Source organism: uncultured Chloroflexus sp. (genome assembly GCF_937129525.1).
In the GTDB taxonomy this organism is placed as follows: domain Bacteria; phylum Chloroflexota; class Chloroflexia; order Chloroflexales; family Chloroflexaceae; genus Chloroflexus.
In genome coordinates this window covers 1-12199 of sequence record NZ_CAKZNK010000108.1, presented here as the reverse complement: position 1 = coordinate 12199, position 12199 = coordinate 1, and the positions used below count along the sequence as shown (strand labels likewise).

General features: G+C 57.6%; 9 protein-coding genes. 3 read left to right on the top strand and 6 right to left on the bottom strand.

Going from position 1 to position 12199, the window contains the following annotated elements; all coding sequences use genetic code 11:
* Positions 1 to 91: 91 nt before the first annotated feature.
* The 4 genes from Q0650_RS13650 to Q0650_RS13635 all read right to left on the bottom strand — a co-directional run bounded on the left by Q0650_RS13650 (position 92) and on the right by Q0650_RS13635 (position 5035).
* Complete coding sequence (locus tag Q0650_RS13650; RefSeq protein WP_298819871.1) at positions 92 to 1264, bottom strand: radical SAM protein; 1173 nt, start codon at positions 1262 to 1264, stop codon at positions 92 to 94.
* A 41-nt stretch (positions 1265 to 1305) separates the two neighbouring features.
* Positions 1306 to 2838, bottom strand: a complete 1533-nt coding sequence (locus Q0650_RS13645) for an aldehyde dehydrogenase (protein WP_298819869.1) — start codon at positions 2836 to 2838, stop codon at positions 1306 to 1308.
* Positions 2839 to 2915: 77 nt separating this feature from the next.
* Complete coding sequence (gene add / locus Q0650_RS13640) at positions 2916 to 3977, bottom strand: adenosine deaminase (RefSeq protein ID WP_298819867.1); 1062 nt, start codon at positions 3975 to 3977, stop codon at positions 2916 to 2918.
* Positions 3974 to 5035 carry a homoserine dehydrogenase gene (locus Q0650_RS13635; RefSeq protein WP_298819866.1) on the bottom strand — a complete coding sequence of 354 codons (1062 nt, stop codon included), beginning with the start codon at positions 5033 to 5035 and terminating at the stop codon, positions 3974 to 3976. Before Q0650_RS13635 ends, add begins: the two co-directional genes overlap by 4 nt.
* Before the next feature lie 119 nt (positions 5036 to 5154).
* Here Q0650_RS13635 and Q0650_RS13630 point away from each other — a divergent pair, with 119 nt between their 5' ends.
* Positions 5155 to 6639, top strand: a complete 1485-nt coding sequence (locus Q0650_RS13630; RefSeq protein WP_298819865.1) for a leucyl aminopeptidase — start codon at positions 5155 to 5157, stop codon at positions 6637 to 6639.
* A gap of 101 nt (positions 6640 to 6740) precedes the next feature.
* On the opposite strand, the gene Q0650_RS13625 is transcribed toward Q0650_RS13630, so the two are convergent.
* Complete coding sequence (locus tag Q0650_RS13625; protein WP_298819864.1) at positions 6741 to 8933, bottom strand: ATP-binding protein; 2193 nt, start codon at positions 8931 to 8933, stop codon at positions 6741 to 6743.
* 110 nt (positions 8934 to 9043) lie between these two features.
* Here Q0650_RS13625 and mce point away from each other — a divergent pair, with 110 nt between their 5' ends.
* Positions 9044 to 9460: a methylmalonyl-CoA epimerase gene (gene mce, locus Q0650_RS13620; protein WP_298819862.1), complete on the top strand. Its 417-nt coding sequence runs from the start codon at positions 9044 to 9046 to the stop codon at positions 9458 to 9460.
* A gap of 124 nt (positions 9461 to 9584) precedes the next feature.
* The gene (locus Q0650_RS13615) at positions 9585 to 10565 is read left to right on the top strand and encodes a DinB family protein (protein ID WP_298819860.1); all 981 of its coding nucleotides are present in this window, start codon (positions 9585 to 9587) and stop codon (positions 10563 to 10565) included.
* Between the two features lie 77 nt (positions 10566 to 10642).
* Here the strand turns inward: Q0650_RS13615 and Q0650_RS13610 are convergent, their stop codons facing one another.
* The gene (locus Q0650_RS13610; protein ID WP_298819858.1) at positions 10643 to 11653 is read right to left on the bottom strand and encodes a rod shape-determining protein; all 1011 of its coding nucleotides are present in this window, start codon (positions 11651 to 11653) and stop codon (positions 10643 to 10645) included.
* Between the last annotated feature and the right edge of the window lie 546 nt (positions 11654 to 12199).

The window sequence follows — 12199 nt, the reverse complement described above, 5'->3', positions numbered from 1 at the left end:
TTATCGACGCAAACAATGCTTCTGAAGAAGGAATTAGAGCGTAAACAGAGTATGAACATCTGCCGGTAGCTACAATCTACTGTGCTACTGCTTAATACACAAACTCTTCGATATGGTAGATGACCACTTTTGCGCCGGATCCAACCACTGCCCGCGCGCCGCGTTTGAGTTGATCGAGCTGGTCATTGATGGCCGTTGCCGAGAGTGGTGAACTGCCGGCATCCTGTAACTGGGCAAGATACGGACTATCAGGTGTGATGATGAGGGGAGAGAGGTAAACAATGTCTTCCGGGCCAAGATGCATAGCGGCAATGGCTGCTAACGAGTGTTGGACGTGCGCGGCGGCGAAGCGATCACCACCGGCCCCAACCAGCAGGATAACGCCAACTGCGATCCCCGCCGTCTTGATGACGCGCACTGCTTCGATGGATTCCGCTGGCGAGCCGGGTTTGTTCAGCAAGCGGAAGACCGTTTCATCGCCGCTTTCCAGACCCAGGTAGATGCGGCGAACGCCAGCGGCAGCCAGTTCACGGTATTCATCCAGGGTTTTGCGTTCGGCGCCGAAGATGTCGAGAAAGGCGTAGATGCCTTTGTAATCGGCCTCAGGGCCGATTGCAAACTCGTCATGGACGACACTTAATAGCTCACGCAGGCGCGGTTGGGGAATGATCAGTGCATTGGCATCGCCGAGAAAGATCGCCTTGCGCAAGGCGAGGCCAGCGCCGACAAATGCTTTAACCCGATGAATGTGCTCGCGAAACGAGGCCGGTGAGTGGATACGAAATGGGCGGTCGCGGTAGAAGGTGCAGAAGTGGCAGCGGTTCCAGCTACATCCCTCGGTGGCCTGCAAGACGAGCGCTCGATACTGATCCGGCGGCAAAATGCTGATCGGTTTGTAGACAGTCCGAAACCGCTCTCGATCGGCTTCCAGCCGCGCCACATCCCAGCGGCGGATCCGCTCAAACCAATCATGCGCCGCCGGTGTTGCGGTCGCTTCTACCCGCTCGATCATCTGGCGCGTATGGGCAAGCAATTCGGTGAGCAGCGCGCGTCGTTCGTCATCGCTGAGTCGTCGTCGCTCCTTATGACCAGGCCCAACGACACATTTGAGCAATACCTCACCGCTGAGGCCGCGCGTGTAGTTTGTGCCGTCGCGAAAGGCCAAAATCAGACGCCCTTCGCCGTCAAACGACATAATTGTACGCATGGCCTCAGCGATGGTCAGGTAATGACGCTGCAGGTTGAGCGTAATTTCTGTTGTCATTGTCAGGTTGTTGTCTCCGCCGTTATACCGACTCCGTGTCGCTACTCGGGCAGCAGGGTATCCCACCACAACCGACCCTGGCGTCGTTGCATCAAATCGACGTGAATATGTTTGACTTCAGTATATTCATCAAGACCGTAACGCCCCATTTCACGACCGAAACCACTCTGGCGGTAACCGCCAAACGGCGCGCGTGGGTTGAGGACGTGATGCTCGTTGATCCAGACGGTGCCGGCGCGGATGCGTTGGGCTACCGCAAGCGCCTGTTGCAGATCGCGCGACCAGACCGAAGCGGCGAGACCGTAGATGCTGTCATTGGCAATTCGGATCGCTTCACCGACCTCATCGTAGGCCATGACTGCCAGCACTGGCCCGAAGATCTCTTCGCGGGCAATCTGCATCTCTGGTCGCACACCGATGAAGATCGTTGGTTCGACATAATGACCACGGGCAAAAGCTTCACCCAATGGTCTGCCGCCGCCGATGGCCACGGTAGCCCCCTCTTCACGACCAATCGCAATGTAGCGTTCAACCTTCTCGCGTTGTCGTTCACTGATGAGCGGGCCGATGTCGGTTTCGAGATCCATCGGATCGCCGATCTTCATCCCGCGCACTCGTTCGACCAGGCGGCTGACCAGCGTATCGTGCAACTGGCGCGGCACGAGCAAACGCGAACCGGCTTCGCACAATTGCCCCGAATGGTAAAATGCGCCCCACAAGACGCCATCAACCACGAGATCGAGATCGGCGTCGGGCAAGACCAGCATCGCGTTCTTGCCACCCAATTCCAGCGTTACCCGCTTGATATGCGGCGCAGCCAGCGCCATGATTTTGCGTCCCACTTCGGTGCTACCGGTGAAGGCTACTTTATCGACCGCGGGATGCGCCACCAGATACTCACCAACCTCTCCGCCGGGGCCGAGCACGAGGTTGATGACGCCTTTGGGCAGCAGATTCAGTTCATGAATGGTTTGGAAAATGGCCAGCGTGCTGAGCGGCGCCAGTGACGATGGTTTAAAGACGACTGTGTTCCCGGTTGCAAGCGCCGGGCCAAGTTTCCAGGCGGCCATACAGAAGGCGTAGTTCCAGGGAATAATTTGCGCGCAGACGCCAATCGGTTCGCGCCAGACAAAGTTCCACGAGACTGAGGGTAGATCGTTCCACGGCAGCGGCTCGTAAGGATGTTTGCGCGCCATTTCAGCGCAACCGCGCAGAATTTCAATGCCGAGAGTAATATCGTTGTACGTCGTTTTGCGCAACGGCACGCCGGCGTCTCGCGCTTCGATCTCGGCCAGCTCAAAATTACGCGCCTCTAGCGCATCGGCAATCGCATGCAAAATCTCAGCCCGCCGCGCCGGGTTGGTATGCGGCCACGGCCCGTGATCGAAAGCGGCGCGGGCAGCAGCAATCGCCCGATCAACATCGGCGTGAGTCGCGCTAGCGCAACTTGCCAGTGGCTGACCGTTGGCCGGATCGTAAACGGTAAAAGTTTGACCATTGCTCGCCGGTTGCCAGTCGCCGTCGATGTACAGGTCATAATGGGGTAACCCTTCCGGGGAGTGTTCGTGCCTCATTGCAAGACTCCTTTATCTGGCGGGGGGTGAAAAATATGCCGCTGTGCGTCATAGTGTAACACGCCGCGTCATAAAACTCAAGTGGCACGCTTTTGGGCAATCGCCAGCAATCTAGCCCGTGTTACGTCGTCAATAAAAGCAGCGGCGAGCGCATTAGCCTGAATGGTGCGCAGCTCATCGGTAGTCAGGCCGAGCCGGTTGCGAGCCACACGGTATTCATGCGGCAGATCGATGGCACTAATGCCAGGGTCGTCACTGTTGAGTGTGACGCGCTGGCCGGCGCGGAGCAACTGAGGGGGCGGGTGCCGGGCATAGTCTGGCACAGTCTGCGTTTGCACGTTACTCGTCGGGCAGACCTCGAGAGTGATACCGCGTTCGGCGATCAGACGCATAACCGCCGGGTCTTCGCTGGCGCGCGCGCCGTGCCCGATTCGTTCGGCTCCCAACTCTTCAATTGCCTGGCGGACACTCCATGCACCGGCGGCTTCGCCAGCATAGACGGTAATGCGCAGACCGGCGGCGCGAGCGCGGGCAAAATGCCTGACAAAGCGCGTACCCGGAAAATTGGCTTCATCACCGGCCAGATCGATCCCGATGACGCCTTCCCCCATCAACGCAATGGCGGCTTCGAGTTCACGCCAGTAACTCTCTTCACCGAGATGGCGTGACATAATGCCGATAATCTGCACCTGCACCGGATAGCGAGCCATTCCGGCTTTCACACCACGACATACTGCCGCCAGTACTCTGGTAGGATCGAGACCGTACCGTTCACCCATACATGCCGGTGAGCAGCGCAACTCAATATAATCAATGCCTTCGCGCGCAGTATCTTCAACGTTCTCTTCCGCAATGCGGGCGACGGCATCTTCGGCTACGCAGACGAGCTTGAGCAGCGCAAAGCGAGCGATAAAATCCATCACCGAAGCGACAACATCCTGTATCTGCGCATGCGGGCGCAGTTCTTCAACGTTATCTGCCGGCAGGCGAATGCCGTAAGCGCGGGCCAGTTCGAGAATGGTGGTCAACCGCACATTGCCATCGAGGTGGCGATGGAGATCGATCGGCGGCAGATCGCGCGCAATCGGCGCCGGATCGCGAGCAGGCTGGCTGGTTGATACAGATGCAGGTGGTGTCATAATTCGCGCGCTGTGGCAATAATATCGCTCAAGACGCCGGCTGCCGTCACTTCGACTCCCGCTCCTGGCCCGCGCACGACAAGCGGTCGGTCATAGTATCGGCGGGTGGTAAAGCTGATCAGATTATCCGGCCCGCGCAGACCGGCCAGCGGATGATCGGCGGGCACTGCATTGAGACCGACTTCTACCCGCTCGGCAGTAATGCGGGCGACATAGCGCAATCTCTGATTGGCGGCGCGCGCCGCAACCAGGCGTTGCATAATCGCCTCTTCTGCTTCATCCAGGCGATCAAGAAATTCGGCAACGCTCACCGTTTCCAGATGCGCCGGGAAGAGTGACTCGGCAGTCACGGCGTCTGCCGGTAGCTGAATGCCGCAAGTGCGGGCAAGAATCAGCGCCTTGCGCGCCACATCGACGCCGCTCAAATCATCGCGGGGGTCAGGTTCGGTATATCCCAGGCGATGCGCAGTGCGCACCGCATCGGCGAAACTGCGCCCCGCCTCCAGCTCGCTCATCAGAAAACCAAGTGTTCCACTTAACGCCGCCTCGATGCATAGCGCCTCATCGCCGCTATCGAGCATACTTTGCAAAACGCCGATTACCGGCAACCCGGCGCCTACAGTCGCCTCGTAGCGTGTTGCGCCACGTTCGGTTAGCGCTGCAAAGAGGTCATACCCTTCGCACAATGGTCGTTTGTTGGCTAACACGACCCGGTGACCAGCCGAAACGGCGGCGGCCAACGGCGCTGCATGACCGCCAGAGGCTGTCACATCGACCACAATGGACATAGCTGCCGGGAGGAGTTCAATCCAGTGTCGTTCGGTAATTGCCCCGTTGATGCTATCGATCCCACTGCCAGCCTCTTTCACGGCGAGTGCCTGGCGCACCTGCTCATCGCTTAGCGACGGATCGCCGGCAAGTGCCCCGCGACTATCAACCAGCGCTACATACCGCAGATCTATCCCGTACCGTCGGCGGATCGCAGGCGCGGCTGCCAGAATCTGGCGCGCTAGCGCGCGACCAACTCCGCCGAGGCCGAGTTGAATGATGGGTATCATATTTGCCCCCTGCACTGCATTTCTCGCCGCTTATTGTACCATAGGCTCGAATCCGCCTTTGATATCGAAGCCAGTTGACGGGTTGCCGTTACCCTCGTACAATGAATATCCTGGAACTAATGACAAGTCATCTATTCGAGGTTGCCATGGAATGCGAAGTCCAGAGCGGTGAACTCCTGACCGTTGCGTCGGATCTGGCTGTCATGCTATACGCCGAAGATGAGGCATTGCCACCGTCAGTGGTCGAACTGTGTGAAGCCGGCGATGCTACCGGTCGCTTCAAACAGCAAACGCTGCTCTACCCGCGCGGTGTGTTGCCGATGCGTCGATTGCTGTTACTCGGCATGGGCAAGCGGTCGAGCATCACAGCCGACACGGTGCGTCAGGCGGCGGCCCTGGCTGTCCAGCGCGCGCAAGAATTGAAAGTAGCAACATATCACATTGGCTACAACGGCAATCTACCGCTTACGCCGGCAGTCTTTGGCCAGGCGTTTGCCGAGGGGAGTGAACTGGGCGCTTATCGTTATACGCGCTACAAGAGTGATCGGGAAGAGACGCCGACGCCACGCGCAATTTTGCAGGCCGGCTCCGATGCTGAAGCGGCGGTTGTCAGCGCGCGTCGCGGTCAGGTGATTGCTCGCGCTGCTACCTTTGCGCGCGATCTGGCTAATGGCCCCGGCAATGAGGTTACACCGGCTTTTCTCGGCCAAACCGCGCTCGAATTGGGCGAGCGCCTCGGTCTCAAGGTGACGGTGCTCGACAAACCGCAGCTCATCGAGCAAGGGTTTGGCGGTATTCTGGCCGTCGGTCAGGGATCAGCCAATGAGCCGCGCTTTATCGTGATGGAATACGGCACTGCTGGGCAAGGCCCTACCATCTGTCTGGTCGGCAAGGGTATTACCTTCGATACTGGTGGAATCAGTATCAAGCCGGCTGAGCGGATGGACGATATGAAGATGGATATGAGCGGCGCAGCGGCTGTGCTGGGCACAATGCAGGCAGTGGCTGAGTTGCAATTGCCTCTCCACGTGGTTGGGATCGTGTGCGCTGCCGAGAATATGCCCAGCGGTACAGCTTATCGTCCCGGCGATATTGTGCGCACGCTCAGCGGCAAGACGATTGAGGTGCTCAATACCGACGCCGAAGGCCGGATCGTGCTGGCTGACGGTCTCTTCTATGCTCAGCGCTACCAACCGGCGGCGATTGTCGATCTGGCAACGTTGACCGGCGCCATTATGGTTGCGCTTGGCCCGCACGCCATCGGCCTGATGGGAAACAATCAGGAACTGGCCAATCGCCTGATTGCTGCCGGCGAAGCAACCGCTGAACGAGTCTGGCAACTGCCGCTCTGGGATGAATATCGCGATGCGATGAAGAGCGACATTGCCGATCTCAAGAATACCGGCGGGCGTTACGGCGGCGCAATTACGGCTGCCGGTTTCCTGGCCGCTTTTGTCGGTGATTACCCCTGGGCACATCTGGATATTGCCGGTACGGCCTGGGTTGATAAGCCGACTCGCGCCTATCAATCGCGAGGAGCAACCGGTATCGGTGTTCGTTTGCTGGTTGAGCTGTTGCAGGGGTATGTCGAGAAGTCGGCGTAATTGCCGGTGAACCGATCAGGTGGTGATGGGCATATGGGCGGGTCATATCGTTCACCCGCCCACACGCTTGTCATCCGCTGTCTGCGCTTTCGTCTGCTTTGCTACCCGCCATCGGCATTCTCATCAGTTCCCAGCTCATTGCGCAGCGCTGTCCATAGCGGTAACGTAAACGAAAAACTGCTTCCTTTCCCAACTTCGCTCTGCACCCAAATCCGACCGCCGTGCAATTCCACCAGCAGCCTGGTAATGTACAATCCCAGCCCAACACCACTCTTCTGGCGCGTGTTACTGTTGTCAACCCGCTGGAAGCGCTCGAAGAGCCTGGCCTGATCTTCCGGCGCAATCCCGATCCCCTGGTCGCGCACGGTGATCAGCATCCACTGGCCTACCGGATGGCCGGGAGGCAGATCGGTCGCTTCGACGCAACGGATCGTTAACTGGATCTCGGTTTTCTCCGGACTGTACTTGATCGCATTACTGAGCAGATTGAAGATAATCTGCTTGACCTTATCGCGATCGGCAAAAACGGGTGGCAGTGCCGGATCCACGTTGATCAGCAACTTGTGCTGCACGAGTTGGGTGTGCAATTGCATGGTCAGCTCTTCGATGATCTGCCATAACCCAACAGCCCAGCGATTGAGTTTCACGACCCCCGCTTCCAATCGCGACACGTCGAGGAGATCTTTTACCAGCTTCTCCAGGCGTTCGGCTTCTTTTGAGACCGTGGTCAAAAACTCGTTTTGGCTTGCTTCATCAAGATCCCGGCGGTTTAACAAAATCTCGGTGTAGCCAAGAATTGAGGTCAGTGGTGTGCGCAATTCGTGCGACACGATCCCGATAAACTCATCCTTGAGCCGTTCAGACTCGCGCTCACGAGTGCGATCGCTCACTACCCACAGGCGTCCGGTCAATTGCTGCTGGCTGTCGCGCGTCGGCACTGAGAGAATGTGTAATTCCTGGTAGGGCTGGCGAAGCTGGAGACTCGTTTCAAAGACCTGATCGGGGGTGCGCTGGCCAAGATCGCAAAACTCGCTGAGACGAAACGGATCGGCCAGCCGTGTCAGCAAATGTTCGACCAGATCAATCCCAACGTAAAAGGAAGGTCGTTGAAGTCGATCCGGTAGTCGCCATACCTGATGCCATGTTGGGTTGGCCCGAATGACGCGCCCATTCAGATCGAGCAGCGCCAATCCGATTGGCAGGCTACTAAACACCTGACCCAGATGATATGAGGTTTCATAAGCTGACTGATATGATGTCGCGCGGGCTAACGGTCGCGCGACTCGTTCACGGAGAGCATCGATGAACGCCAGTACCTGTTCGCTAAAGGTGTTGGCTCGACGGCTATGGAGGATCAAAACTGCCAGCGCCCGATCATGAACGATAATTGGGGCTGCCAGTTCAGCTCGAAACGGTAGACTGTTGGGTAGTCCAGGCTCGCGACCGGCATCGCGCACCAGCAGTGGACGGCGCATGCGTACCGCCTGTCCGGCCAGGCCGGTGTCCCAGTGCCAGCGTTGACGTGGCATGCCGGTCAGCGCCGCGTTTGCTCGTTCGGCTTCGTAGCCTTCGTACAACTGCAACACCAGCTCGCGTTGTTCGTGATCGACCAGCGCGATTGCGCCAGCTTCAGCGCCGCTTCCTTCCAACGCGCGCCGCAAGATAATCCCTAACAATTCATGTAAGTCAATTGTGAGATCAAGCTGTTCATTCAGGGCAATAATCTTTTGGCGCAACGAGGGCGACAGTGTCAAACCCGGCGGTGTTTCGCTGGCGAAGCGTGGCGCGGGCAACTGCGCCCCTCGCGAGCCTTCCTGAGCGATTGCTGCCGCAAGCTGCGCTTTAAGCGAATCGATCAACTCGATAATCCGACTCGTAAATCGGCCCTGATCGTCGCTCCGTAATTCCAGAATGCCCCACAACCGGCCACCCCAGAAGATCGGCGCGCCCAGATACCCCGCCGAGATAATCGGTAATCCTTCCGCAGGTTGCTGACTGCCCAATGCAATAGTTTTTGTTATCGTTTTGCCGCCCAGAGCAACTGATCGAGTGAGACGGTCATCCCAGGGATATGCCCACGACTCAGGGGAGTAGATCTGCTGACGGGTTGCGCCTGGACGCGCTGATTGCAACCAGCAGGTCAGGCGTCCATCGCGGTAGCGAGTGGCAAGCCGTAACAGGCCAAAGAGCCGATGAATGCGCTGCACCAGCGGCTGTTCCTCGTGCAAAAGACGGGAAGCTGCGGCTACCATGCTCAGCATGTCTGTTGTGGGGTCGTCAGCTTCGTGTATCATTGCCGTTCATTGTAGTCAACCCCGCGTAGCTGTCAATTATCTTGTTATTCCTCTGTGCTATGATATGCTACATTCATCGGTGTGCCGGTGAATGTATCAAGGAGAGAGCGATGTTTACTGCGGTTGATCATATCGGGCTAGTTGTTTCCGATCTTGAGGCGGCAATCGATTTTTATCGCGCAGCGTATGACGTGACCGAATGGGAGCGGATTGAGTTGCCAGAGCGCCACGCAGCCATTGGTGTTGCCCGGTTTGGCGATGTGCTTATCGAGCTGATTGCTCCTACCAGTGATCAGGCCAGTTTTGCCCGTTTTCTGCGGGAAAAAGGGCCGGGCATGCACCACATTGCCTACCGGGTTGATGATATTAATGCCGCGCTCGCCACGTTGCAAGAGCGTGGCATCCCCTTGATCGATCGTGAACCTCGCCCCGGTATTCACGATACGCTGGTCGCTTTTGTCCACCCCAAAGCCGGTGGTCAGGGAGTGCTGGTTGAACTGGTGCAACATCGTACCCCACATACGTGATCATCCGACAGGACTGAAAGTCGGTGTGTATATGTCGCTGTTAATCAGCGCAGATTGGTCAATTGCGCGTTACAATTTCGACCGGTGGTAATATTAAAACCTGATACGGATCGGAGCAGAAGGTATGACAACCAACGACGCAGAGGATCGCCGCCTGCTGGTGAGTATGAGTGTAGGTCAGACTGCGTATGCGGTTTGGGCCAAGCAAGCGCGCCGCGAACGTTTCTTTAACATCGCCCGTTTGTTTGAAGCGTCGGCGGCGGTCAAACGAGTGAGAGCCGAACAGGCCTTGCGTCGATTGGGTGAAGTATCACAGACGTTTACCAACATCAATCGGGCGCTGGCCGGACTTGAACCAGAAGCCACTGTCTCTGGCCCCGTCACCGGTACCAGCGCCTTTCAGCGCGAATTGCTCGAACGGGCAGCGCGCGCGCTAGCTGCGGGCCGCGATCTCACCTACACCGAGTTGGGTGACCTGTTTGTGTGCAGTACCTGCGGTCGCTTGATGGAGGGCGAGCCACCACCCTTCTGTCCCGAATGTGGCACTGTTCGCGAAGGCTTTCTCGAATTTCGTATTGTCGATGGCATGGGTATTCTCGGGCAGCACGCCATCGTTCGCCGACTCGAACAGGGGCCAAAAACGGTACAGGCGCTGGTAGCCGGTCTTAGCGAAGAGCAACTGGCGATGCCGGTGAACGGATTTCCAGCCTTCAAAGACCTGATCGGGCATCTCACCGATATGGATATTGTCTTTCGCGAGCGGGCCTGGATGATTCTGGAAACGAATCAGCCCAAACTGTCATCCGCTCACCCGCCTACTCTGCGTTCAGCAGTGAAATATCGCACTGTGCCGATTGACGAGCTGCTCGATCAGTATGTCACCAGTCGCCAGCAGACGTTGAGTTTGTTGCGTGGCCTGACGCCAGCAGCATGGCAACGGATTGGTAATCACGAAATCTATGGCCCGGTGCCATTGTTGCATCAGGGGAATTGGGTGGTTACGCACGAGCAGGGGCATCTGATCGAGATGGCTCAGATGCGCCACAATCTGCTGTACGGCGATCAACATCCAATCGATATTGCTCAAGAGATTTTACACCCGTAAACGGTGTTTGTAAGTGGTGAATGGATTGGCGGGGCACAGCCCACTGCGCCCCGCCGGTCTTTGTCGGACTGTCTCGATCAGGTTAAATCCAGTCCGCTGAGACTATCGTACAATAGGTCAAGATTTTCCAATGCCAACCCGGTGCCAATTGCCACGCACGAAGCAGGCTGATCGGCAATGTAACAAGGCACCCCTGTCACTTCGGTCAGCAGATCGTTGATCCGGCGCAGCATCGAACCTCCGCCCGTCATCACCATACCTTTGTCGATAATATCTGAGCTGAGTTCAGGCGGAGTCTCAACCAGCACTGCTCGCACCGCATTGATGATTGCTTCGAGCGGCTCTTGAATCGCTTCGGTAATCTCGTTACTATCAACCTGAATAGTTCGTGGCAGGCCAGTCACCTGATCGCGTCCACGCACCTGGGTTACGAGCGGCTTATCAAGTGGTAGCGCCGCGCCGATCTCAATTTTCACCGCTTCAGCAGTGCGTTCACCGATGACCAGGTTATATTTCCGCTTGATGTAAGAAGCAATCGCCTCATCAAACCGATTACCACCTACCCGCACTGATGTACTGACTACAATATCGTTCAGCGAGATAACTGCAACCTCAGTAGTGCCGCCACCAATATCGATGACCAGGTTCCCTGACGGTTGCGCAATCGGGATATTAGCGCCAATCGCGGCAGCAAGCGGCTCGCGGATCAGGTATGCCTTCCCGGCGCCTGCCTCGAGTGCGGCATAGCGTACCGCTCGCATCTCGACGCTGGTGACGCCGGCGGGAATGCAGATCATCACTTCAGGTCGTGAAAAGCGAAATCGTCCGGCAGCGCGACCGATGAAGTGACGTAACATCTCTTCGGTGACTACGTAGTCAGCGATAACGCCATTGCGCATCGGACGCACCACTTCGATACTCTCCGGTTCACGCCCCAACATCGCCATCGCTTCAGCGCCAACTGCGCGCACGCGACCATCGCGTGTGCTGAGCGCTACTGCCGATGGTTCAGACAGCACAATACCTTTGCCTTTGACATAGACCAGCACGTTAGCTGTGCCGAGATCAATCCCGATTTTGCGGGCCATAGCCGTTCCTGTTGAGTGTAGGTGAAACACCGGCAGCTTTGTACTGCCCGGTCTGTATAATCAATCGCGCCGTATTATAGCAAATGATGGCAGGTACTGCCAATGTGATACGTTCGGGTCCATCCAATAGCAGTATGCAGTGCGCGCCACGCGGCTCCCGTTCGCTCACGGTGGGAAGAGAGCGGGCGCAGTCGGGCCAGGACGCAGGTGCCCGGCGCGTCGTGCCTCCTTCCACAGCGATGAAACGGAGAGCGTGACATGCAGTCCTCGTTCGCTAACGATGAAAAGGGTGGGAAGGGAGCAGACGCAGGTGCCCGGCGCGTCGTGCCTCCTTCCACAGCGATGAAACGGAGAGCGCGCTATGCGGCTCCTCGTTCGCTGACGGTGCAAGGGTGGGAAGGGAGCAGACGCAGGTGCCCGGCGCGTCGTGCCTCCTTCCACAGTGATGAAACGGAGAGCGCGCTATGCGGCTCCTCGTTCGCTGACGGTGCAAGGGTGGGAAGGGAGCAGACGCAGGTGCCCGGCGCGTCGTGCCTCCTTCCACAG